This is a genomic window from Gilvibacter sp., from assembly GCF_013214815.1.
Classification (GTDB): domain Bacteria; phylum Bacteroidota; class Bacteroidia; order Flavobacteriales; family Flavobacteriaceae; genus Gilvibacter.
Window position 1 is genome coordinate 1 of the sequence record NZ_JABSPU010000048.1, and the last position, 22046, is coordinate 22046.

At 43.2% G+C, this 22046-nt stretch carries 28 protein-coding genes and 1 tRNA gene; 19 read left to right on the forward strand and 10 right to left on the reverse strand.

The window, feature by feature from the left end:
• Positions 1 to 256 (forward strand): peptidylprolyl isomerase (locus HRT75_RS10125; protein WP_291186037.1); only part of this gene is annotated, 256 nt, incomplete at its 5' end.
• On the opposite strand, the gene HRT75_RS10130 is transcribed toward HRT75_RS10125, so the two are convergent.
• Both HRT75_RS10130 and HRT75_RS10135 read right to left on the reverse strand, forming a co-directional pair.
• Positions 253 to 870 (reverse strand): trimeric intracellular cation channel family protein, encoded by a 618-nt coding sequence (locus HRT75_RS10130; protein ID WP_291186039.1) that lies wholly within the window; start codon positions 868 to 870, stop codon positions 253 to 255. The two genes, HRT75_RS10125 and HRT75_RS10130, sit on opposite strands and share 4 nt — an antisense overlap.
• The gene (locus HRT75_RS10135) at positions 867 to 1589 is read right to left on the reverse strand and encodes an RDD family protein (RefSeq protein ID WP_291186041.1); all 723 of its coding nucleotides are present in this window, start codon (positions 1587 to 1589) and stop codon (positions 867 to 869) included. The genes HRT75_RS10130 and HRT75_RS10135 overlap by 4 nt, the downstream gene beginning before the upstream one ends.
• Positions 1590 to 1627: 38 nt before the next feature.
• Between HRT75_RS10135 and HRT75_RS10140 the strand changes: the two genes are divergently transcribed.
• The 8 genes from HRT75_RS10140 (at position 1628) to HRT75_RS10175 (ending at position 9421) form a co-directional block, all read left to right on the forward strand.
• The gene (locus tag HRT75_RS10140) at positions 1628 to 2590 is read left to right on the forward strand and encodes a stage II sporulation protein M (protein WP_291186043.1); all 963 of its coding nucleotides are present in this window, start codon (positions 1628 to 1630) and stop codon (positions 2588 to 2590) included.
• Positions 2577 to 3506, forward strand: coding sequence for a hypothetical protein (locus HRT75_RS10145; protein ID WP_291186045.1), 930 nt, complete (start codon positions 2577 to 2579; stop codon positions 3504 to 3506). The genes HRT75_RS10140 and HRT75_RS10145 overlap by 14 nt, the downstream gene beginning before the upstream one ends.
• The gene (locus HRT75_RS10150; RefSeq protein WP_291186046.1) at positions 3496 to 4221 is read left to right on the forward strand and encodes a DUF4129 domain-containing protein; all 726 of its coding nucleotides are present in this window, start codon (positions 3496 to 3498) and stop codon (positions 4219 to 4221) included. The genes HRT75_RS10145 and HRT75_RS10150 overlap by 11 nt, the downstream gene beginning before the upstream one ends.
• Positions 4214 to 5416, forward strand: a complete 1203-nt coding sequence (locus tag HRT75_RS10155) for a DUF4350 domain-containing protein (protein WP_291186048.1) — start codon at positions 4214 to 4216, stop codon at positions 5414 to 5416. Before HRT75_RS10150 ends, HRT75_RS10155 begins: the two co-directional genes overlap by 8 nt.
• Positions 5417 to 5526: 110 nt before the next feature.
• A complete protein-coding gene (locus HRT75_RS10160; protein WP_291186133.1) occupies positions 5527 to 6495 on the forward strand; it encodes a MoxR family ATPase in 969 nt (322 codons plus the stop codon).
• On the forward strand, positions 6496 to 7830 hold the full coding sequence (locus HRT75_RS10165) for a DUF58 domain-containing protein (RefSeq protein WP_291186050.1): 1335 nt from the start codon (positions 6496 to 6498) through the stop codon (positions 7828 to 7830).
• Positions 7831 to 7927: 97 nt separating this feature from the next.
• Complete coding sequence (locus tag HRT75_RS10170; protein ID WP_291186052.1) at positions 7928 to 8353, forward strand: DUF2141 domain-containing protein; 426 nt, start codon at positions 7928 to 7930, stop codon at positions 8351 to 8353.
• 129 nt (positions 8354 to 8482) lie between these two features.
• Positions 8483 to 9421, forward strand: coding sequence for a LysR substrate-binding domain-containing protein (locus HRT75_RS10175; protein ID WP_291186054.1), 939 nt, complete (start codon positions 8483 to 8485; stop codon positions 9419 to 9421).
• Positions 9422 to 9477: 56 nt separating this feature from the next.
• On the opposite strand, the gene HRT75_RS10180 is transcribed toward HRT75_RS10175, so the two are convergent.
• From HRT75_RS10180 to HRT75_RS10190, 3 genes are all read right to left on the reverse strand, one after another.
• Entirely contained in the window at positions 9478 to 9675 is a 198-nt protein-coding gene (locus HRT75_RS10180; protein ID WP_291186056.1) for a hypothetical protein, read from the reverse strand.
• A gap of 168 nt (positions 9676 to 9843) precedes the next feature.
• Positions 9844 to 10644, reverse strand: a complete 801-nt coding sequence (locus tag HRT75_RS10185; RefSeq protein WP_291186057.1) for a TIGR00266 family protein — start codon at positions 10642 to 10644, stop codon at positions 9844 to 9846.
• A gap of 90 nt (positions 10645 to 10734) precedes the next feature.
• On the reverse strand, positions 10735 to 11190 hold the full coding sequence (locus HRT75_RS10190; RefSeq protein WP_291186059.1) for a DUF4442 domain-containing protein: 456 nt from the start codon (positions 11188 to 11190) through the stop codon (positions 10735 to 10737).
• Positions 11191 to 11334: 144 nt separating this feature from the next.
• On the opposite strand from HRT75_RS10190, the gene HRT75_RS10195 reads away from it, so the two are divergent.
• The 6 genes from HRT75_RS10195 to HRT75_RS10220 all read left to right on the forward strand — a co-directional run bounded on the left by HRT75_RS10195 (position 11335) and on the right by HRT75_RS10220 (position 15613).
• The gene (locus HRT75_RS10195; protein ID WP_291186061.1) at positions 11335 to 11955 is read left to right on the forward strand and encodes a DUF4870 domain-containing protein; all 621 of its coding nucleotides are present in this window, start codon (positions 11335 to 11337) and stop codon (positions 11953 to 11955) included.
• A complete protein-coding gene (locus HRT75_RS10200; RefSeq protein WP_291186063.1) occupies positions 11939 to 12109 on the forward strand; it encodes a hypothetical protein in 171 nt (56 codons plus the stop codon). Before HRT75_RS10195 ends, HRT75_RS10200 begins: the two co-directional genes overlap by 17 nt.
• A gap of 21 nt (positions 12110 to 12130) precedes the next feature.
• A complete protein-coding gene (locus tag HRT75_RS10205) occupies positions 12131 to 12469 on the forward strand; it encodes a PadR family transcriptional regulator (RefSeq protein WP_087522901.1) in 339 nt (112 codons plus the stop codon).
• Positions 12466 to 14277, forward strand: a complete 1812-nt coding sequence (locus tag HRT75_RS10210; protein ID WP_291186066.1) for a PspC domain-containing protein — start codon at positions 12466 to 12468, stop codon at positions 14275 to 14277. Before HRT75_RS10205 ends, HRT75_RS10210 begins: the two co-directional genes overlap by 4 nt.
• Positions 14278 to 14296: 19 nt before the next feature.
• A complete protein-coding gene (locus HRT75_RS10215; protein ID WP_291186068.1) occupies positions 14297 to 15013 on the forward strand; it encodes a head GIN domain-containing protein in 717 nt (238 codons plus the stop codon).
• A gap of 105 nt (positions 15014 to 15118) precedes the next feature.
• Positions 15119 to 15613, forward strand: coding sequence for a DUF4440 domain-containing protein (locus HRT75_RS10220; protein WP_291186070.1), 495 nt, complete (start codon positions 15119 to 15121; stop codon positions 15611 to 15613).
• Between the two features lie 47 nt (positions 15614 to 15660).
• On the opposite strand, the gene trxB is transcribed toward HRT75_RS10220, so the two are convergent.
• A complete protein-coding gene (gene trxB, locus HRT75_RS10225; RefSeq protein ID WP_291186072.1) occupies positions 15661 to 16629 on the reverse strand; it encodes a thioredoxin-disulfide reductase in 969 nt (322 codons plus the stop codon).
• Positions 16630 to 16708: 79 nt separating this feature from the next.
• Positions 16709 to 17170 (reverse strand): isoprenylcysteine carboxylmethyltransferase family protein, encoded by a 462-nt coding sequence (locus HRT75_RS10230; protein WP_291186074.1) that lies wholly within the window; start codon positions 17168 to 17170, stop codon positions 16709 to 16711.
• A gap of 164 nt (positions 17171 to 17334) precedes the next feature.
• On the opposite strand from HRT75_RS10230, the gene HRT75_RS10235 reads away from it, so the two are divergent.
• Genes HRT75_RS10235 through HRT75_RS10245 form a run of 3 tightly spaced genes read left to right on the forward strand, consistent with a single transcriptional unit; the run spans position 17335 to position 19409 of the window.
• Entirely contained in the window at positions 17335 to 17874 is a 540-nt protein-coding gene (locus tag HRT75_RS10235; RefSeq protein ID WP_291186076.1) for an RNA polymerase sigma factor, read from the forward strand.
• Positions 17865 to 18482: a HEAT repeat domain-containing protein gene (locus HRT75_RS10240; RefSeq protein WP_291186079.1), complete on the forward strand. Its 618-nt coding sequence runs from the start codon at positions 17865 to 17867 to the stop codon at positions 18480 to 18482. The genes HRT75_RS10235 and HRT75_RS10240 overlap by 10 nt, the downstream gene beginning before the upstream one ends.
• Before the next feature lie 9 nt (positions 18483 to 18491).
• Positions 18492 to 19409 (forward strand): hypothetical protein, encoded by a 918-nt coding sequence (locus HRT75_RS10245; protein WP_291186122.1) that lies wholly within the window; start codon positions 18492 to 18494, stop codon positions 19407 to 19409.
• A gap of 711 nt (positions 19410 to 20120) precedes the next feature.
• On the opposite strand, the gene HRT75_RS10250 is transcribed toward HRT75_RS10245, so the two are convergent.
• The 3 genes from HRT75_RS10250 to HRT75_RS10260 form a co-directional block, all read right to left on the reverse strand.
• Positions 20121 to 20195 (reverse strand) — tRNA-Pro (locus HRT75_RS10250).
• 62 nt (positions 20196 to 20257) lie between these two features.
• Positions 20258 to 21040, reverse strand: a complete 783-nt coding sequence (locus HRT75_RS10255) for a PhzF family phenazine biosynthesis protein (protein WP_291186125.1) — start codon at positions 21038 to 21040, stop codon at positions 20258 to 20260.
• Between the two features lie 22 nt (positions 21041 to 21062).
• Positions 21063 to 21224 (reverse strand): hypothetical protein, encoded by a 162-nt coding sequence (locus tag HRT75_RS10260; RefSeq protein ID WP_291186128.1) that lies wholly within the window; start codon positions 21222 to 21224, stop codon positions 21063 to 21065.
• Between the two features lie 87 nt (positions 21225 to 21311).
• Between HRT75_RS10260 and HRT75_RS10265 the strand changes: the two genes are divergently transcribed.
• Complete coding sequence (locus HRT75_RS10265; protein ID WP_291186131.1) at positions 21312 to 22037, forward strand: DUF3575 domain-containing protein; 726 nt, start codon at positions 21312 to 21314, stop codon at positions 22035 to 22037.
• Positions 22038 to 22046 lie beyond the last annotated feature (9 nt).

The window sequence follows — 22046 nt, forward strand, 5'->3', positions numbered from 1 at the left end:
CGGTCGGCGCCTTCGCAGAGGCACCATTTCAGGCGCTAAGTGGTATCGGGAAAACCCGGATAACAAATCGGCAGCTTATGAGTTCTTTGTCTTTTTAGGTCCGGAGAAAAGTACGGGACACCTCAACAACAAATACACCATTTTTGGACAGGTCACTCAAGGGATGGATGTAGTAGATACCATTGCCAATCTCCCTGCTGAGGCAGGCGCAGGGCCACTTAGCAATGTCGATATCAGTATTGAACTTTTGGATTAGTTCTGCGAAGGCTGCGGATAAAAACTGGGCAACCTCAGCTTAAAGATCACCGCTATAAGTCTTACTGCAATAACGACTCCTGCCGCGAGCCCAAACTGCAACCAAGACGGGAAGTTTCCGTAACTGGCCGCAAAATAGACCACACCCCCAGCAATGCAAGCTGTAGCGTAGATTTCTTTTCTAAAAATGATAGGAATCTCGTTGCATAAGATGTCTCTGATCACGCCACCAAAACAGGCACTCAAGGTTCCCAAAATGATACAGATGACGGGATGAAACTCTGCCGCTATTCCTTTTTGGATTCCTACCATAGTATATAAAGCGATCCCAATGGTATCAAACAAGAACAAGGACCTTCTCAAGTAACTCAAACGAGATCTAAAGACAATGGCAAAAACCGCAGCTCCGACAATGGTGTAGATATACATCAGATCGTACATCCAAAAAACGGGCGCGTCCATCAGTAGATCACGGACGGTACCACCTCCTACAGAAGTGACAAAGGCAATGATAAAGATCCCAAAAGGATCCAAGCCTTTTTTCATGGCTGTTAAAACTCCAGAAATGGCGAAAGCGATGGTCCCTAAAAGATCGACCCAAAGCAGCAAACTCATAGACTTTGCGTATAGTAGTTGTAATCCTTAAGCACGGTATCAATGTACTGACGATCATACAGATCCGAGTTGCTCCCGATCAAGCTTTCCACTTTAACACGAAGCAAATTGAGCGTTTTGTAGTCATTAGAGCGGACAGCAATTCTATAGGTTTCTTTGATCAGTCGAGCATCTTTATCTGTCAATTGAGTGACCGTGGCGAATTTAGGGGTGTATTCTTCCTCAATCTCTTCCAGAATAGTACTGCTGATATTATAGCGCTTTTTAGTGGAGATCACCACCGTTCCTGCTGCTGAATCACCAATGCGCTGTTGTCTTTCACTAAAGATCAATGTCAATAGCCCGACAGCTGGGAAGACCCAAAGATCAACGATACGCATCATCCAACGCACCATATAGTTGGACCAGTGCACGGGAGAACCGTCCAGTTTTACCACGCGAATTTGCAGACACATCTTCCCTACCGTACGTCCGTCAAAGAGAATGTGCATATAGAGCGAGTAAAACATAATGGGCAATAACAAAAGGGATTGCAGACCAAAAACCGACCAATTATCATCAAAGATCCGGTCAAAAACAGCGGTGGCTTTACTCAGTATGTAGAAGTACAAGATAAAGATCACCAGATCGACCAATACAGCCAGAATACGCTCACCTGCACTGGCTATGGTATAACCTAAATTTACGTTCTGGGTAGTACTAATTTGTAAGTTTGCCATTTGCTTGCAAGTGCTTATCTTTAAGAAAAAATTACTGAATGCGCGAGGCGGCTTTTGTTAAGCAAAATAAAGAAAAATGGATCGCTTTTGAAAAAGCAATAGCACTTAAGTCGCAGATCAATCCCGATACACTTGCCGATCATTACATCCATTTAACCAATGATCTGGCCTATGCCCAGACCTATTTTCCAGAATCTAAAACTCTGCAATACCTCAATTCCCTGACTTCTCAAGCGCATCAGCAGATCTATAAAAACAAAAAAGAAGACAAAAACCGGGTAATCAGCTTCTGGAAGGAAGAGTTTCCGCTCTTTTTCTATCAGCATCAACGCACCTTACTTTACGCCTTTCTTGTTTTTGCCGCTGCGATTTTCATTGGAGCTATCAGTAGTTTGTATGACGATACCTTTGTGCGGCTGATACTAGGAGACCGCTATGTCAATGAGACCTTGAACAATATTGAAAATGGGAACCCTACGGCCATTTACGGCACCGGAAGCGAATGGGGAACCTTCTTGGCCATTACGGTCAACAACATACGCGTTTCTATTTTGGCCTTTGCCTTTGGCGTGATAACCTCTGTGGGTTCTGCATATATCCTATTCTCCAACGGGGTTATGGTAGGCGCCTTTTTTACCATGTTTGCCAACAATGAAGTCTTTTGGCAAGCTTCTAAAAACATTATGCTTCACGGAGCTATTGAACTTTCTGTGATTGTTGTGGCCGGTTGCGCCGGAATGGTTATGGGTAATGGAATCCTTTTTCCTAAGACCTTTTCGAGGCGATTGTCCTTTGTTAGAGCGGCGAAAGACGGGCTAAAGATCGTGGTGAGTACCTTTCCGTTCTTTATTATTGCAGGCTTTATAGAAGGCTTTATTACGCGTTATAACGAAATGCCCGTTTGGCTGGCATTGGTGATCATTGGCGGTTCATTCGCCCTGATCATATTCTATTATATTATTTATCCGATCCAACTCCACAGAGCCCATGCAGCACGATAAGGTAGAGTTCAGACAAAAGCTGGATTTTGGCCAGCTCATTTCTTATTTCTTTGACTTTGTAAAGTTCAATTGGAAAGACTTTAGCAATATCTTTTTACGCTATAACGGTTGGTTCATGCTGATCTTTATAGGTCTAAGCTACTTAATGGTCTCTGGTTATTTTGGAGTCATTAGTGGGATTGGACTCTACAACGAACCTCGAGACACGGACACTCAAGCGGCCATGGCAGGTCTAGGAGTACTGTGTTATATGATCATGCTTTTAATTGTGGGCGCGGTTAATTACGGCTTGAGTTCTGCATATATGTCTTTGTATTTCAAACGGGATAATGACGAGCCTATTGAAGGGAGAGATGTTTGGCAATTATTAAAGAACAAGGGAGGCAGTTTGGCAGTTTTTATGCTGCTGCTTATTCTCATCTTCATTGGTTGGTTCATACTCTTTGTCTTGGTAAATTTTATTCCTGTCTTGGGATTCCTGTTTGGATATGCGATATTTTTCATGCTGATGGCATGGGCCGGTGTTTCGTGTATGGCCATGTTTCATGACGACTTGGGTGCGACTGAAGCCTTGGGAATTGGTTGGAATTTGGTAATGGCCAGCTTTTGGAAATGCGTGGGGATCAATTTTGTGATGGGAATGATCATTGGCATGCTGCGGCTTTTTATTATGAGTATCCCAGCAATCCTGGCTGGGGTGATCTTTTATCACGCTGTTGACCAGCAAAGTTTAAAAATGACCGACAGCATAGTTACTATTATTTGGACGCTTTTTGTGTCCATAGCCACTTTGGTCTCTATCTATTCGCAAGCCATTAGTCAATTCATGAACGCGGGCTTGTACCTTTCCTTGCAAGAGGCTAAGACCAACACCTATTTACGCACTAAAATTGATCAGATCGGGCTTGGGGACTAAAGGATTAATTTACATACTGCTTTGGTTGGTTCCACTGATTGGGTTTTCGCAAGAAGAACCCACTCCAGTGAACTATGACGACGCTCCAGTGGAAAGCCGTCAGTTTGAATCCGAATTAGAAGATAAATACGACGGCAGCAGTTTTGATTATGAAGAAAGTGCCGGAAGCGGTGAAAACGTTATTGCCCGTGTTATCGGTGGATTTTTAGATTGGTTAGCAGAGATCTTTGGCGTTGAAATGAGTCCAGAGACCTACAAGATCGTGGAGACCTTGCTTTATGTAATCATGATTGCAGGAGGCTTGTATTTGATGGTACGACTGCTTTTGGGACAACAGGCCACAGCTTTCTTCGGCGGAAACAATACAGCTTTGGCTCCTATTCTAGCACAGGAAGAAGATCTGGCGCAGATCGACCTGCAAGCGCTAATTGATGAAGCACTGCAACAAGGAGACTACCGATTGGCCGTGCGTTATATGTTCCTAAAAGCTCTTAAGGAATTGTCTGGCAAACGTTTGATCGAATGGCATTTTGAAAAGACCAATAACGATTACTTGCGCGAACTAGAATCCGATCAACTCAAAGATGAATTCAAAACCGTAAGCCGACTTTACGATTATGTTTGGTACGGTGAGTTCCCCATAGACAAACAACGATTCAATCAGGCGGCGCAGCGCTTTGAGCAACTTCAAAAAACCATCAACCGCTATGGATAAACGATCCAAACGCATATTGATCGCTTTTGGGGTTGCCCTGGTGGTTTTGATGATTGTGGAGATCATGCGCCCCAAACCCTTGGACTGGTCGCCAAACTATACCACGACGGCCAAAACACCTTTAGGCGGACACATCGCCTATGAAGAACTCAGCGATTTCTTCGATGCTCCCGTAAAGCGCGTTACTGAGGATCCCTTTGAGTTCCTGCAACGCGAAGATTATGGAACAGGCGAGCTCTACTTCTTTGTGAACGCTTACCTACGTCTGGACGAGAACCAAGTGGAACGCCTTTTAAAGTTTGCAGAAGCCGGTAATACCGTCTTTCTGTCCAGCAATACCTTTGGAGAAGTCATTTTAGACACCCTGAAGTTGGATACTGATAGAGATTACACCTTTAGGGAAGCAGAAGCGCGGCCTCAATTGTACAATCCGACTTTGACTCTGAAGGAACCACCATTATTCCAGAAAACAGTCATCCCAACTTACTTTGTAGAGATGGACACTTTGCAAACTACTGCGCTAGGAGCTATGGATGTGCTCAATAAAAAGTTGGTAAACGAAGAGCGGAGAGAAGACCTTTTGAATTATGTGCGCATTCCAGTGGGAAAAGGCCATGTTTATTTACACACCTTACCGCAAGCCTTTAGCAACTATTACCTTTTGGATGGAGCCTCTGATTACACGGCCGGAGTATTATCCTATTTAGAACCTTCTAAGATCTATTGGGATGAACACATCAAGTCGGGGCGTGTATTTATTGGAAGTCCGCTGCGTTATGTCTTAAATCAAAAAGGTTTGCGCTGGGCTTATTATTTGGCCATTGGAGGCTTACTGCTTTTTGTTTTGGTACGCGCCAAACGCGAGCAACGCATGATACCTTTGGTTGAACCGCTGCGCAACGACAGCAAGGACTTCACTGCCACCATTGGCAACCTGCATTTTCAATACAAGAATTACAGCAATATTATTGCCAAACGGATCACCTACTTTTTGGAACGTATCCGTTCGGATTACTACTTGAATACAGAAAATCTGAATGAGGACTTTATTGTCCGTCTAGCCAGTAAAAGTGGTAATCCCAAAGAAGAAACTGAAAAACTGATTCAACTGATCAATGCCTTAAGAGGCAAAAGTATACATAGTGAGTCCGATCTGATCCGACTCAATAAAGCATTAGAAAAATTTTATAAATAACGAGTATGGAAGATCCTAAACAGCCGCAAGACGAGCAACAATCGCAGCCGCAAAACCCGGAAACGCCACAAGCAGAAAATCAGGCGGAAGCAGCCTCTCCAGCCGGAGACATGTCATTTAACGCCCGAATTGACCTTAGTGCATTGAGTGATGCAGTGGCCCAGATCAAATCAGAGATCGGGAAAATCATTGTGGGGCAAGAACAAATGGTGGAGCTTTTGGTCATCTCTTTGCTGGCCAATGGACATTCTTTGATTGAAGGAGTTCCTGGAGTAGCCAAAACGGTTACTGCGAAACTCTTGGCGAAATCCTTAAATGTAAATTTCAATAGAATTCAGTTTACTCCGGATCTGATGCCGAGTGATATTTTAGGGACCTCTATTTTCAATGTAAAGGACCAAGAATTTGAATTCAAGGCAGGTCCAATATTCTCTAATATTGTATTGATTGATGAGATCAACAGAGCGCCAGCAAAAACCCAATCCGCATTATTTGAAGTAATGGCAGAACGTCAAATCACCATTGATGGTGTTCAAAACGATATGGAACAACCCTTCTTGGTATTTGCTACGCAAAACCCTATTGAACAAGAAGGAACCTATGCCCTGCCTGAAGCGCAATTGGACCGCTTCCTCTTTAAGATCAATGTGGACTACCCAGCTTTAGAAGAAGAGATCCTCATTTTAAAGAATGAACATCACAGAGAAGATCACGATCTGTTTCAAGACATTCAAGCAGTACTCTCCGCAGAAAAGATCATCAGCTATCAGCAAACGGTCAAAAAGATCTTAATAGAAGACAACCTGATCAAATACATCGCGGAATTGGTAAACCAAACGCGTACCAACCCAAACCTGTATTTAGGAGCCTCGCCACGTGCCTCCATAGCCATTATGAATAGCGCAAAAGCTAAGGCAGCTATTGAGGGGCGTGATTTTGTGACTCCAGACGATATCAAAACGGTAACGGTTCCTGTATTGCGCCACCGCGTTATTGTAACGCCAGAACGCGAAATGGAAGGTTTCACCGCGGATCGCGTAATAGCTCAGATCATAGAATCTCAAGAAATCCCCCGCTAAGTGAAACGATTCATTAAAAGTCTATACTTGAGAAACCGCTTCTTTGCGGTATTGATTAGCATAGTGCTGCTCTTTGTACTGTCCTTCTTTTCTGAGGACCTTTACGGAGTGGCGCGCCTACTGCTGACCATACTGTTGGTAATGACGGTTTTGGATATACTTTTATTGTATCGAAATAAATTGGGGATAGAAGCGCACCGTGAACTGCCAGAAAAACTCTCTAACGGAGATGAAAACGATGTTAAGATCAAACTGCGCAACAGTTTTCGTTTTACTGCTCATCTCAGGATCATCGATGAACTGCCCGAGCAATGGCAGATCCGTGATTTTGAACTGCACACGCAGATCGGCAGCGGGCGAGAAAAGCTCATCACCTATCAAGTACGGCCCACAGAGCGCGGCGAGTATCACTTTGGGAACCTCAATGTGTTCACCTCCACCATTTTAGGACTAGCTTGGCGCAGACAACAGTATGACTATGATGCAATGGTGCCTAACTATCCATCATTCCTTCAGCTTAAAAAGTATGAGTTTGTAGCCTTTACCAATAAACTCAAGATGTTCGGACTAAAAAAGATCCGTAAGATTGGAAATACCTTAGAATTTGAACAGATCAAGGATTATGTGGCCGGAGATGACGTGCGTAACATTAATTGGAAGGCTACCGCAAAGAAAAATGCCTTGATGGTTAACCAGTATCAAGATGAAAAGTCCCAACCGGTCTATTCTGTCATTGATACCGGAAGGGTGATGAAAATGCCTTTCAATCAGCTGAGTTTGTTGGATTACGCCATTAATGCCACCTTGGTGATCTCCAACATCGTGCTCAAAAAACAAGACAAGGCAGGGATGTTTAGCTTTTCACGCAAAGTGGAGAATCAGATCGTGGCCAAACAACGTCGTTCCCAAATGAATCTGATCCTGGAAACACTCTACAACATCAACACAGACTTTGCAGAAAGTGATTTCTCCAGACTGTATGTAGATATTAAAAGACGCATCAAATCGCGTAGCTTACTTTTGCTCTATACCAACTTTGAAACCTTAGATGCGCTCCACAGGCAACTGCCTTACTTGCAAGCCATAGCCAAAACGCATTTGTTGGTGGTTATCTTTTTTGAGAACACAGAATTGGCAGCAATGACCAAGGAGTCGGCAGAGACAACTCGAGAGATCTTCCAAAAGACCATAGCAGAGAAATTTGTCTATGAAAAGAAGCTCATTGCCAACGAGCTCAAGAAATACGGAATCCAAGCTATACTTACAGCGCCGGAGAATCTCACCATCAATACCATTAATAAGTATCTGGAAATTAAGGCCAGAGGATTGTTGTAACAGTTCAGCCTGATTTTTTTACAGTTCGGTGTTTTGTTTTATGAAGACCGATGCCGCTGTCGCATCTTTGACCTGTCTAACAATAAAAACACATACCATGTCAGTCAAAAACATCGTCTTCACACTAACCTTAATGGTCATCGGAGCTATCCACTCAGCCTTTGCACAATCAGAAGAAGGAATTAGTATCACCGTTACTGTACCTGTGCAGAGTACAGAAGGAAAAGTAATCTTTGGACTTCACAACGAATCTACTTTTATGAAAGCGCCTTTAGCGGGACAAGTAAGTCAAATCGTTGACGGCAAAGCTATCGTCACCTTTGAAGGAGTAACCCCGGGGACCTATGCCGTAATGTGCTTTCACGATCGTAACAACGACGATCAAATGAACTTTCAAGCCAATGGAATGCCTCTAGAAGACTACGGAGTTTCCAACAACAATATGTCTATGGGCCCACCGACTTGGGCTGATGCAAAATTTGAAGTAACTAAAGAAAATCTGGAATTAGAGATTCGTATGTAATACAACGTACGCTTAGTTTGTGAATGGACTCCTGCCTATGGCGGGAGTTTTTTTATAGAACATCTCTAACAAATCACACGATGTCATAAGTTTTAACTATTGTTTGTATCTTTGCCTCAAAGCAGCACTATGACCATTACCCAGCTCAAATATGTCCTTGCGGTGGCGGAACACCAAAATTTCACCAAGGCCGCAGAAAAGACCTTTGTAACCCAGCCCACGCTGAGTATGCAGATCCAGAAATTAGAAGATCAGCTGGATGTGTTGATCTTTGATCGGACCAAGAAACCCATTGCGCTCACGGAGATCGGAAAGAAGATCGTGCAACAAGCCAAGAATATTGTCAATGAGGCCGACAGGATTCAAGACATCGTGGATCAACAGAAAGGGTTTATTGGCGGGGAGTTCAAATTGGGAATCATCCCGACGGTTATGCCGACTTTGCTGCCAATGTTCTTGAGGAACTTTACCAATAAGTTTCCCAAGGTTCTTTTAAAGATCGAAGAACTAAATACAGATGATCTGATCCAGAAACTGGACGAAGGCCATTTAGATGCTGGAATTGCGGCCACACCGCTACTCCAAGAGAATATCAAGGAACGCGTGCTCTACTACGAGCCTTTTGTGGGTTATATTCCTCAACAACACCGTTTGGCCAATAACCAGACCATTGCTATTGGGGATTTGGACATCGATGATATTCTGCTCTTAGAAGACGGACACTGCTTTAGAGATGGCGTGATCAATTTGTGTAAATCTGCCAAAACAAGCATGGATGATCGCTTCCAAATTGAAAGTGGAAGCTTTGAAACTTTGATAAAACTCTCTGAGGAAGGCATGGGAATGACCCTTCTGCCCTACTTGCACACCTTGGATTTGGGTGAGAAACAAAAAGCCAATCTGCATCACTTTAACGATCCAGCTCCTGCACGAGAAGTGAGTTTGATCTATCCCAAAAGTGAGCTCAAGATCCAGATCATTGATGCTATGTTTGACGTGATCTCTGGCGTTGTGCGCGGTGCTATTGCTTACCAAGACGTGCAGATCATCAGTCCGCTACCCAATTAAAAGTAAAAAAAGACTTCAGAATAGAAAACAATAAAAAAGCCTCTTACGAGGCTTTTTTATGGGTTTAAATAAATAAGACATTGATTTAATTCGGGGTTCTGCTGTATCAGTGAATTTACCCAGATTCGGAGCTCCTCTATCTCATGGGGAAGCAATCTATTCATTGCTTTCTTCAACTCCTTGCAGAACAACTGCGGATCAAAACTGACCTTGGCCAGCACCGCTTTGGTGTAATCAAACATCGCTCTTGCCATAGTTTAATTTAATTAAGTTAGGGTAAAAAAGCGTAATGATGTTGCAATAGGTGTTTTGTTTAATCTTGACCTCAAGATAATAAAAAAACCAATATGGAAATTCTATCCACTTGCAGTTTTAACACCCAAAAGGGCATTTTTTAAGACTAAAATAACAATTTACGAGGCTTAGAAACTACGATCACCGTCCAGCAGATCGCCTAAACCACCCAAGATACTTCCTTCACCTTTGTCCTTTCCACCTCCTCTTGGAGCTGCCGCAAGCACGCGTCCAGCCAAGCGACTAAAGGGTAAGGATTGAATATAAACGGTCCCCGGACCTGTTAAACTCGCGAAGAACATTCCTTCTCCTCCAAAAATGGTATTCTTAATACCGCCAACAAACTCAATATCGTAATTAACCGTTTGATCAAAACCGATGATACAACCCGTATCTACTTTGAGTTTTTCTCCTGGTGCTAGTTCTTTTACCGCAGTAGTTCCGCCAGCATGAACAAAGGCCATTCCATCACCTTCTAACTTCTGCATGATGAATCCTTCGCCACCAAAAAGACCACGACCCAATTTTTTAGAAAACTCTATCCCTACGGAAACGCCCTTGGCCGCGCAGAGAAAAGCGTCCTTTTGGCAAACGAACTTCCCGCCCTGCTTGGCCAAATCTATTGCGATGATCTTTCCAGGATAGGGTGAGGCAAAACTCACTTTGCGTTTGTCATAGGCGGTATTGTAATAAGCCGTCATAAATAGACTCTCTCCCGTTAGTAAGCGTTTACCAGCTCCCCAGAGTTTGCCCATAAAACTTTGATCTTGCTTGGAACCATCGCCAAAGATGGTTTGCATATCGATCTCCGTTTCCATCATCATTAAACTACCGGCTTCCGCTATAACGCCTTCATTGGGGTCGAGCTCTATCTCGACGTATTGCATTTCCTCTCCGTAAATGTGATAATCAATTTCGTGTGCTGTCATATTGAATGTTTGGTTTTATTCAATTAGTGTAGCGACAGCAAGAATGTTACACCTTCTATTATTAATTAGGTGTTAAGTCTGAAGAACTATTTAAGTGCGAACCTTAACCGTCCACTCAAAATCAAAACTGGAAACCACTACTCCATCACTGTTGGTTCCTTGCGCATGCATCCAGCAGGTTTGGCCTTCCCCGGTTTCAATGGTCTTTTGAATGGCTGCTCTTATGGCCAAGCCATCATTACATATAAAGGTAATGCGTCCACGCGCCTTTTTACTAAAGTTGGCCTTGTTGTTGGCCACTAACATGGACACGGGCTTTCCTTGCGCTTTGATCTCATCCATAACCAAGGCTCCTGTGGCTAGTTCAGCCGCCATTCCCTGTACTGCCCAAAACATAGATTTGAATGGGTTTTTATTGATCCAACGATGTTTTACGGTAGTTGAACAGCTTTCCTTAGTAATTGATTTTAAACGAACCCCCGTTAAAAAGGCTGAGGGTAAATTTAAGGCCATAAAGGTGTTGATTTTTCCGGGAGTTAGCGCCATAGCCAGGGATTTGAGCGCTAAGATACACATTCTCAATGGATGGAAAGTGATAAGGCTTTTTGTTAAAAAAATGTTAATATTAGGTACTATGCGTAACAAAGTACTGTTTTTTAAACATATATTTGCATAAGAAAATAACAAGCAATGGACAATACTGGCTTATCAAAAAATGACAAATCGTTGGGAATGGCGATCCACCTAGCGACCTTTTTAAAGTACTTTTTCCCATTCGGAAACTTTATTGGCCCTCTTATATTATGGACCACTAATAGAGAAAAAGCTTTTATTGATCACCACGGACGGGAGGCCATAAACTTTCAGCTAAGTCTATTACTCTATGGCGTTATCATCGCCGCAATATGTCTGCCGTTCGTGTTCTTTCACGCTGGAGATTTCATCAGCATACTAGAACACTTAGACGACGCCTATTACAGAAGCCGTTCTGTAAACGCCAACCAATTGGGCGGCTACCTGACGGTGATCTTTATTGCAGTACTCTTGGCATTCTGCATCTTTATTTTTGAGATCTATGCCGTAATTACTGCCTCGATGAAAGCCAACAACGGAGAGCTTTACCGCTATCCCCTATGTATAAGATTCATCAAAACAGAAGAAGCTGAATTCACACCTGCGACAGCTGGTGGCCCAGCTTCTGAAGAACCCACGGCTACAGAATCGGCCTCAGAACCTGAGGTAGATTTTACAGAGCCTTCATCATCATCAAACGAACAAAACACATCATCAAAAAATGAGCAATCTAGTTAATATGGTCATGGCCGCAGTGCTAAACCTAATGAGTCCGGGGAGTCCCGCACTTCCAATAGCAGACCAAGCCAAGACCATCGAAGCGGTTGTTGAGCAGTCGGCACAGATCGATTGCGTTGCAACGACCATCCGCTTCGGAACCGAGAATAGTTAATTCTCATTAAACGAAAAGAACATGAAAATTGAGAACACAAAAGCACAAATGAGAAAAGGCGTACTGGAGTTTTGCATCCTGTCCATCTTGAGAGACGGAGAGGCCTATACTTCAGATATCCTGGACGCATTGAAAGAGGCTAAAATGCTGGTAGTTGAAGGGACCATTTACCCTTTGCTCACAAGGCTAAAGAATGCCGGATTGCTATCCTATCGCTGGGAAGAGTCCACAAGCGGACCACCTCGAAAATATTATGAACTAACCGAAACTGGTAAGCTGTTCCTAAAAGAACTAAACAACACCTGGGACGAACTGCAAGACGCAGTCAATACAGTAATTAGCGTAAAATCAACAAAATGAAAAAGACAATCAATATAAATTTGGGCGGAACCTTTTTCCACATTGACGAGGATGCCTTTGCCAAGCTGAATCGCTATCTGGATGCCATCAAAAAATCCTTTACCGATCCTCAGGGACAGGATGAGATCATCCGCGATATCGAAGCCCGAATTGCCGAACTATTTGCAGAGAAAAGAGATTCGATCTCTCAGGTGATCTCCATTAAAGAATTAGACGAGGTTATTGCCGTTATGGGCCAGCCTGAAGATTATATGGTGGACGAGGAGATCTTTGACGATGCACCTCCGAAGCAACAACGCAAGCAAGAGTACCATAAACGCGCAAACTACAAACAACTCTTTAGAGATGTAGACAATAAATTCATTTCTGGTGTGGCTGCCGGATTGGGACATTATTTAGGTATTGATACGATCTGGGTACGACTGCTTTGGATCTTACTCACAGTATTCTCTACGGGATTCTTTTTAGTGGTCTATGTTCTATTCTGGATTTTGGTTCCAGCCGCGGAAAGCACTGCAGACAAACTAACCATGCAGGGTGATGCCGTTACAATTGAGAACATTGAAAAAAAGATTAAGGACGAGTACGAACGCGTCGCCGATAAGGTAAAAGATGTCGATTTTGACGGTGCTAAAAAACGCGCCAAATCTGGAGCTTCCAGCTTTTTTGACGGAGTTGGGAGTGTATTCAGCGTCTTTTTTAAGATTATTTTCAAGTTCATTGGAATCATTTTACTGATCACGGCGATCTCTACATTGGTAAGTCTTATAGTGAGTATGTTCTCTTTAGGCTCTGTGAGTTTTTGGGGCAGCGATCTGACGGACTATATCACTGTTGTGAACACCTCTGGTGCTCCGATTTGGTTGATCTCTATCTCAGTACTTTTAGCGGTGGGTATTCCATTCTTTGTACTGTTCCTTTTAGGATTAAAGATCCTGATTCCGAATATCAAATCTATTGGAACGCCAGCTAAGATCACCTTAGGAATCGCTTGGATTGCTTCAGTGATCATGATGGGAATCTTTGCGATCCGTGAAGTAACCGAGATCTCTAATGAAGGCAGTGTTAAACAAGTGAGCCCTATTGCAGTAACTGCTAATGACACCTTGCGTGTTAAGATGGTTTCCAACGAGGATTTTGAATACCGAGCCAACAGAAGCGGAGGTTTTGAGATCAAGCGAGACGAAGACGGCAACCGTGTACTTTACAGCAACGACGTGCGATTGATCGTGAGATCAACCAGCAAACCGGAAGGTAGAATCAGCATTGAGAAATCTGCAAACTCTACAGACTATCAGCGCTCTAGAGAATACGCCAACCGTATCAACTATAATTATGAACTAAAAGGAAACACCTTATATTTGGATGGATATTTCTTGGTTGATGTGGTTGATAAGTTCCGCGATCAAGAAGTTGAAGTAATCTTGTACTTGCCAGAAGGGTCCATACTCTTTGCTGACAAGAATACCAGAACCTTCCACTCCAACAGTTCTTATTATGACGATATCCTGACTCGAGGCGATGAAGAGTACTTCCTACGCATTGAAAAAGGAAAGACGGTTTGTCTGAACTGTCCAGACGGAAAAGAGTCCAACTACCGCGGGGATAGAACCACAAGCGGTTGGGACGATGACGACTGGAGCAGTGACGATTGGGACGACGACGATTGGGGCAAAAGCGACACCTGGGTAGACGATGTGGTGCCGTCTACCGAAGGTACGACCCAAACACAATCGACCGCAACAGACACTACAGCAACTCAGACTGGAGTGGTTAATGACAGTATAAACAATTCATCAAATCAATAACAACTAAATCTTTAAACGTATGCGACTTTCAATTTTAGCAATCTTAAGCGCCTTTGTAATGACTTCCTGCAACTTTGACCTTGTGGTCAATGCAGAAAGCGGCAACGGCAATGTAGTCACCAAAAACCGAAATCTCAGCGACGACTTCACTGGGGTAAAAGGTTCCAGCGGCCTAGACGTGTTCCTGGAAGAGGGAACGGAGAACAAAGTGGTGGTAGAAGCAGATTCTAACCTACACGAATTTATTGAAACTGAAGTGGTCAACGGAGTACTTAAAATCCGCACCACTAAGAACATCAACCGCGCGAGCGCTAAGAAGGTCTATGTGACCTATACCAGCCTCAATGTTTTAGAAGCAAGCAGCGGTGCCGATGTAATTGCCAACGATATCGTTAGAGCCGATCAATTGGAACTTAGCAGCAGCAGCGGCGCTGATCTTGAAGTAGAGATCGATGCTCGTGAAGTGACTGCAAAGACCAGCTCCGGAGCAGATATCAAAGTAAGTGGACGCGCTAAGTATCTCACGGCAGATGCCTCTAGTGGGAGCGACTTGAATGCACGCAATCTAGAAGCAAATAAAGTACGTGCAGAAGTGTCTAGCGGTGCAGACATTGTGATTAATGTTACGGAAAGCCTAGATGCCAAAGCCAGTAGTGGTGGTGACATTAAGTACTATGGCGATCCAATGACTGTGAACAAAAAGGACGGAAAATCGAGCGCTATTCGCAAGATGTAGTCCAAACGGTAATGAGCGATCTAACTCCATAACGCTCATTCATACGTTGAAGTGGACCGCCACAATTGTGGCGGTCTTTCAATTTAATTTCATCAATCAACAACTATGAAAACAATCAAATTCCTTGTTTGGCTGCTGGTTCCTGCTTTAAGTTTTGCCCAACTAGACCCTCAAAATGAGCATTACAGAATGATCATGGCCAAAGACAGCCTGCTGTTTGAACTGAGCTTTAATCAATGTCAAAATGAGGTCCTACAAGATGTGATCAGTGAAGATTTTGAATTCTATCACGATCAAGGCGGAATTACCAAAGGCAAACAGTCCTTTATTGAATCCATAGAAAAGAACATCTGTAACTTTCCTGGCCGAAAAAGCCGCAGGGAATTGGTTGCGGGTTCTACGGAGATCTTTCCTTTATATCAAAATGATGGAACTCTATACGGCTTGCTGCAGAAAGGGGAACACAAATTCTATTTCAGTATGAATGGCGGACCCGAACAAAAAGGGTCTATTGCCCTATTCTCTCACCTTTGGATCAAAGAAAAAGACGGTTGGATGCTGCAACGCTCTTACAGTTATAACCACGGACCACAACAATAAAAAAAGCCGCTTTTAAAGCGGCTTTTGTTCTTTTATACGAATAGCGATTAAGAAGCTACTGTGGTTTCACTTTCAACAGCCGCTAAATAACGTTCTGCGTCCAAAGCTGCCATACATCCAGTACCGGCGGCAGTGATCGCTTGACGGTATACATGATCTGCAGCATCACCAGAAACAAAGACTCCAGGCACATTGGTGTGCGCTGTTCCTGCCTTGTTAATGATATAACCGGTCTCATCCATGTCTAACCAACCTTTAAAGATATCAGTATTGGGTTTGTGTCCGATGGCTACGAAGAATCCGGTTGCTGGAATCTCATCAGTTGCGCCAGTGACATTGTTCTTTACACGAACTCCAGTAACTACTTGACCGTCTCCTAAGACTTCATCAGTTTCTGTATTGAAAAGGATCTCGATGTTCTCTGTGTTACGCACACGAGCCTCCATGATCTTAGAGGCGCGGAATTCATCACGACGCACCAACATGGTTACTTTTTTACACAGCTTAGAAAGATAGTGTGCTTCTTCACAAGCAGAGTCCCCTGCTCCAACGATCACCACTTCTTGATTGCGGTAAAAGAATCCGTCACAAACGGCACAAGCCGATACGCCTCCACCGAGGTTTAAATATTTTTGTTCAGATTCTAGCCCGAGGTATTTTGCAGAAGCTCCCGTACTGATAATGATAGTATCTGTATGGATCTCCGTAGTTTCATTGACCCAAATTTTATGCACCGGTCCGCTGAAATCAACTTTAGTAACCCAGCCGTCACGTACATCCGTACCAAAACGTTGGGCTTGCTTTTGCAATTCTATCATCATTTCCGGGCCGGTAATTCCGTCAGGATAGCCTGGAAAGTTCTCTACATCATTGGTAGTGGTAAGTTGCCCACCTGGCTGCATTCCCTGGTACAATACCGGAAACATATTAGCCCGTGAAGCATAGATAGCTGCGGTATAACCTGCAGGTCCCGAGCCTATGATCAAACATTTTACGCGTTCTATAGTATCTGACATTTCATTCTGATTTGATACAGTAAAAGTAGTAGAATAAAGGCAATCCTTACAGGAAAAGTTATCAAGAATGTTGATAACCTTATTGCGATCTTTTTCCGCCGAATTTAGGCCAGAATCTCCCTGTCACTTCTTGATAGTTAGAATAACTGCTATAGCGTTGGACAAGCAATTCTTCTTCGTAGCTGGATTTCCAATAAAAGACAAAATTGATGAGCAAGGTGATTGCCATTTTCTCAACGGAAGCCGCATAGAGGGCATAAGAATACATACCGACCAAAATCCCTAAATAAATCGGATGCCGAACGTATTTATAGATGCCGTTTTGGATCAGGACGCCATTCTTTTTAGGCGAAGGGAACGGGCTTAAGTTGTCACTCAGGTTGAGAATTCCCAAGATGACAATGACAATACCTAGAGCAACACCCGCACTAGCCGCGTAACGCAGCATCAGTGGTGCTTCTAAATCTAGGAGGCCCCAGTTCAATAGATAACAAACAAACAGTACAAATTGAACCAAGACAAAAAGTACATCCTTCTTCAATTTAAGGGCGGTCTAGTTGCAATAGTTGATCTCACAAAAATACAGAAATTACTTACAACCCAAAATTTATTCGATGTACGGATTTCCTGAAAAATAAATTTTTCGAATTTTTTTTGCGACATTTTCAAAAGCGCTCCGTTTACTAAACAACAAAGCATCACAGATTGTCTAACACACCACAACTAATAAAGGCCTGCCAAGCCAATTCTTATGCAGCTCAACTCGAGGTGTTTAACACCTACAAAGGGCTACTGTATTCGGCGGCGATACGCATATTAAAGCGGCCTAGCTTGGCGCAAGACGTGGTACAAGAAGCATTTATCAAGGGCTTTCAAAAGATCGATGATCTGGATGCAAACAGCAATTTAGGCGCCTGGCTCTACCGAATTGCAACCAATATGTCTCTGGACGTATTGCGGAAAGAACAGCGCTTTGACTGGCAAGAGGAAGAGGACACCACGGTAGCCTTTATTCCAGAAGAAGATCAGACCAATGAGCTTCCGCTGCAGCTAATGCAAGAAGCTTTGGACGAACTAAAAGAACAGCATCGGCTGGTTGTAGTATTGTATGCCATTGAGGGGTATTCGCACAGAGAAATCGCTCAGCATTTAGATCTTAAAGAAAGTACGGTACGCAATCAGTATAGACGCGCAAAATTGGCGCTGAAAGCAGCTATAGAAGAAAAATTAAAGACATGTCCTTAGAGAAGCAATTAGAACGAATAAAATCAGAAGGAGAACTCCAGCAGTGGCCTGAGTCCCAAGATGTCCTCTTTGAAGCGCGTCTTAAAAAGGAGTTGCACTCAACCCCTAAGAAACAAAAGACCAAATGGTGGTATGCAGTTGCAGCAGTTTTAGTACTTGGATTGTTGAGTATTCCTTTTTTAAATAATGGCTCCGGAATTGACCCAGCGCAGCAAGAAATGTTGGATCAAATTGCCGCGATGGAATATCCGAGCGAGCAACTCGAAGCCTTAGCAGCCTATCAAGCAAGCCAAGATCGCACTGCCGATGAAAACTTTCAAAAAGTACTGATCTCTTTACTGAGTGAGGAGACCCAAACCAATGTAAAGATCGAGGCCATTACCGCGCTCAAGGCCTTTGGCCAACAGGAAGAAGTTCGCACGGCGCTACTCGGTGCTTTAAGTAGCGAGACTGAAGCCTTGGTACAGATAAAACTTATAAAAACACTGGCGGAGCTCAAAGAAACACGAGCGACAGATCCGCTGGAACAAATCGTAGCAGACCGCAACCAGGAAGCCGCAGTGCGCAATACGGCTTCACTGGCGGTGGCTGCTTTTAATAATCAATAAACATTCATCATGAAAAAAACGTTCATCACTTTAGTAATGCTTCTGGCCGTAGTGAGCCTTTCTGCGCAGGAGAAGTCCATCGACTTTAATAAAGGCACTTTGGAAATATGTACTTCTTCTAAGATCCAAATATCTGGATACGACGGAGATCAAGTAGTCATTAAAAGCACTACACCAGAGAATTTCTTTTATGTAAACAAAGGCAATAGTTATGTCTTAAACGGACAGGCCCGCATAAATACAACAGGTAAGGATTCGATCAGTTACCTATACTTCAGCAATTTTGACAAAGACAAAAAAGAAAAGTCAAAAGGACTTACACCACTAGGAAGCACTAAGGAAGATCACACGGCCATTGACATGAATTTTGATATTCAAAAATTTGGTAGTCGTTTGACCATTACAGATAAAGCCGCAGACGGACAGTCCAACGTACTATTTGTGAGCAGTACCTCCTACGAGATTTTAGTGCCGAATAGCGTAAAACTTGTTTTGGACGCAGGGAAATGCAAAAACAACAGCAACCCCAGTCGATTAATTTTCTCTGCGGAAGCCTTAAAAATCAACGACTATGCTGGAGAACTCATGGTCTCTAGTCAGTACAAAGCCATTGAACTGACTGACGTAAGTGGACCTGCCTTAGTAAATACGCTTGGAGGTGATGTCAAGGTGGTCTTTGATAAAAAGCGCCCAGACGATCTTTTCTCAATCATCAGTAATGATGGAGATATTGATATCACTATGCCTGCAAAAACCAAGGTCAGTGCCAGTATCATTGGACAAGAGATCTTGAGTAATCTCGATTTTAAGATTGTCCAGGAAGAATACAGCGACAACCAAAAAATGATCAACGCTGAACTCAACGGTGGCGGTACTAAGCTGGATATCCGAACCGACTTTGGCACCATTTACTTGCGGAAGCAATAAGAATTGAGAAAGAAAAATCTAAAGCGCCTTTGGGCGCTTTTTTTGTTTTCAACGCTCGCCGGAAGTGAACCCGTAAGGATTCTTTTACTGCGCAAATGATCCTGATTTGGGGATGTCGCTAGAGAAAGCCAGAAAGCTGCGCTTTCTATGCAGTCTTCGTTTTAAACACCCGTTGGTAACAAGTCTCCTGGCGTTTGGAAAAAGCAACAAACATTAACGAGTGCTGTTTTGCCAAGCATAACCAAACATCCAATGGATGTTTGAAGGAGTTAGCCGCGTAAGCGGAAGGCATAATTGAACTTTAGCAGTAAAGAACAACTTTAGTAATGTTGCAAATAGAAACAACAAACATTAACGAGTGTTGTTTTGCAAAGCAAAACCAAACATCCAGTGGATGTTTGAAAGAGTTAGCCGCGTAAGCGGAAGGCGCAATTGAGCTTTATCGGCACACAATAACTTTAGTAATGTGATAAAATAGAAGCAACAAACAAAAGGATTACTCACCTACGGCTCGTGATCCTGGCTTTGGTTTGTTGCAAAAGAAAAAGCCTGTTTCGCTTAAGAAAGTAAACTTTCGTTCATTTATAGAAAGCAACAAACAAAAGGATTACTCACCTACGGCTCGTGATCCTGGTTTTGGTTTGTTGCAAAAGAAAAAGCCTGTTTCGCTTAAGAAAGTAAACTTTCTACGCTAACAGGCTTTTTCTTTTGTCGGGGTGGCAGGATTCGAACCTGCGACCTCCTGCTCCCAAAGCAGGCGCGATAACCGGGCTACGCTACACCCCGTAAGAGGAATGCAAATTTATTCAAATTCTTAATTGTGGCAAGGGGTAATGGCAAAAAAGAAATCAGATATAAATCTTTCCTTTCAGATACAATACTGCATTCCCGGCAATATGCACTCGATCGCCTTTATGCTCGCAGTATAACACGCCCCCACGTTCTGATAATTGATGCGCTAAAAGGGTGTTTTTTCCAAGTCTTTCACTCCAAAAAGGTATCAAACTGGCGTGTGTTGATCCCGTAACAGGATCCTCTGGCATACTAGCCACGGCATCAAAGACCCGAGAAACAAAATCTACAGTATCTCCTTTGGCCGTGGGAACGATCCCCAAATACGGTAAATGCTTTAGACTATTAAGCTCGTATTCTATACTTCGGATTTGATCTTCGGACTCAAATAACAGTATTAAATCTCGACTGGCGTGAGCTTCTAAGGGTTTGTAATTGAAAGATTCAAAAACTTCCTGGGGAATGGGAATGGGTTCTGGTTTTCGAGTGGGAAAATCCAATTGTATGCTTCCGTTGTCTAAACGTTTTGCACTCAATGGACCGCTTTGAGATGAAAAATGAACTACATCCAAAGAAGGATCAACAAACTCAAAGATCACAAAGGCAGATGCCAAGGTAGCGTGGCCACAGAGGTCAATCTCCGCATGCGGCATGAACCAACGAATCTCAAAATGATCCTCTCGTTGCAAGAAATAAGCGGTTTCTGCCAAATTATTCTCCTGAGCAATTTTAAGCATGGTCTGCTCGTCCAACCACTCCTTTAAGGGAACCACCGCAGCAGGGTTGCCGCCAAAAACCTGATCCGTAAAGGCATCTACTTGATATATTTCCAGCTCCATTGTTGATTGATTCATTTTAATGTTAGCGCTTCCAAGTGCCGCCGTATTTGTATAGCGGATTGTCTTTTTTTACACGCAACAAACAGCTTTCACATAAAAACACCCAAGCTTTGGGTTGCTTGTATTGGACCCTGAACATGGTATCAAAGTCTTGAGAACAGATTTCACAGTTTTTTTTTCGCATGTTCCTCTGCTTGAATCACTTTATAAAATTACGAGGAATTCCCGTACATTTAAGTCAACTAAGGCAATTAATCCAACCATAACGCAGATGAAAAACAATTGGCTTCTCCTATTGGCAGTTCTATTATTTGGGACCAGTATGGCTCAAGAACATGATGCAGAAGTTAATTATCGCAATGAGATAGGACTCAATTTAAGTGATCTGATCAACGGATCACTGCAAATACGTTATGAACGTAGCTTTGGAGATCACTGGGCGGCCAGCCTGGGTTTGGGATTAAAAAGTGAGGAGGGTCTGATCCGTTTCTCGGGTTTACGCACCTCTAGATTGACCACCAATGATTTGACCTATTCGGGCTTTAAGATCATTCCGGAAGTGCGCTACTACATTAAAAAGACCCGTCAATACAGAATGGATGGATTCTATTTTGGAGCCTATTTAAAACATACTAACTACAGCTCAGAGATCAACGGTGTCTTTATTGATGACGATGGAACCCCGTTGGACATTCAGTTTGACGGCCGACTAAAACTCACCTCTTTAGGACTCATGGTTGGCTATAAATGGGCCATCAACAAACGCCTTGCCCTTGACTTTTTGATCGCTGGACCGGGAACGGGTTATCACGACTATTCCATCCGTAATGTCCAAGATCTGCCTGAATCCTTCTACGATAATTTGAATGAGACGCTAAGCGAATACGCAATATTTGATTTTATGGACAGCGATTTTCGATTTTCAACTACGGAGGAACGCGCGCGCTTCCGTTTACTATCATTTAGGTACGGAATTACTTTATCGTACGCTTTTTAGAATTATTTT

Coding starts and splice junctions, on each gene's coding strand:
- HRT75_RS10215 (WP_291186068.1), top strand. CDS start 14,297: ATGCGACTTTCAATTTTAGCAATCTTAAGCGCCTTTGTAATGACTTCC.
- HRT75_RS10260 (WP_291186128.1), bottom strand. CDS start 21,224: ATGCGAAAAAAAAACTGTGAAATCTGTTCTCAAGACTTTGATACCATG.
- HRT75_RS10170 (WP_291186052.1), top strand. CDS start 7,928: ATGTCAGTCAAAAACATCGTCTTCACACTAACCTTAATGGTCATCGGA.
- HRT75_RS10255 (WP_291186125.1), bottom strand. CDS start 21,040: ATGGAGCTGGAAATATATCAAGTAGATGCCTTTACGGATCAGGTTTTT.
- HRT75_RS10195 (WP_291186061.1), top strand. CDS start 11,335: ATGGACAATACTGGCTTATCAAAAAATGACAAATCGTTGGGAATGGCG.
- HRT75_RS10155 (WP_291186048.1), top strand. CDS start 4,214: ATGGATAAACGATCCAAACGCATATTGATCGCTTTTGGGGTTGCCCTG.
- HRT75_RS10135 (WP_291186041.1), bottom strand. CDS start 1,589: ATGGCAAACTTACAAATTAGTACTACCCAGAACGTAAATTTAGGTTAT.
- HRT75_RS10240 (WP_291186079.1), top strand. CDS start 17,865: ATGTCCTTAGAGAAGCAATTAGAACGAATAAAATCAGAAGGAGAACTC.
- HRT75_RS10185 (WP_291186057.1), bottom strand. CDS start 10,644: ATGACAGCACACGAAATTGATTATCACATTTACGGAGAGGAAATGCAA.
- HRT75_RS10220 (WP_291186070.1), top strand. CDS start 15,119: ATGAAAACAATCAAATTCCTTGTTTGGCTGCTGGTTCCTGCTTTAAGT.
- HRT75_RS10245 (WP_291186122.1), top strand. CDS start 18,492: ATGAAAAAAACGTTCATCACTTTAGTAATGCTTCTGGCCGTAGTGAGC.
- HRT75_RS10160 (WP_291186133.1), top strand. CDS start 5,527: ATGTCATTTAACGCCCGAATTGACCTTAGTGCATTGAGTGATGCAGTG.
- HRT75_RS10200 (WP_291186063.1), top strand. CDS start 11,939: ATGAGCAATCTAGTTAATATGGTCATGGCCGCAGTGCTAAACCTAATG.
- HRT75_RS10145 (WP_291186045.1), top strand. CDS start 2,577: ATGCAGCACGATAAGGTAGAGTTCAGACAAAAGCTGGATTTTGGCCAG.
- HRT75_RS10180 (WP_291186056.1), bottom strand. CDS start 9,675: ATGGCAAGAGCGATGTTTGATTACACCAAAGCGGTGCTGGCCAAGGTC.
- HRT75_RS10175 (WP_291186054.1), top strand. CDS start 8,483: ATGACCATTACCCAGCTCAAATATGTCCTTGCGGTGGCGGAACACCAA.
- HRT75_RS10265 (WP_291186131.1), top strand. CDS start 21,312: ATGAAAAACAATTGGCTTCTCCTATTGGCAGTTCTATTATTTGGGACC.
- HRT75_RS10205 (WP_087522901.1), top strand. CDS start 12,131: ATGAAAATTGAGAACACAAAAGCACAAATGAGAAAAGGCGTACTGGAG.
- HRT75_RS10140 (WP_291186043.1), top strand. CDS start 1,628: ATGCGCGAGGCGGCTTTTGTTAAGCAAAATAAAGAAAAATGGATCGCT.
- HRT75_RS10190 (WP_291186059.1), bottom strand. CDS start 11,190: ATGGCGCTAACTCCCGGAAAAATCAACACCTTTATGGCCTTAAATTTA.
- trxB (WP_291186072.1), bottom strand. CDS start 16,629: ATGTCAGATACTATAGAACGCGTAAAATGTTTGATCATAGGCTCGGGA.
- HRT75_RS10210 (WP_291186066.1), top strand. CDS start 12,466: ATGAAAAAGACAATCAATATAAATTTGGGCGGAACCTTTTTCCACATT.
- HRT75_RS10130 (WP_291186039.1), bottom strand. CDS start 870: ATGAGTTTGCTGCTTTGGGTCGATCTTTTAGGGACCATCGCTTTCGCC.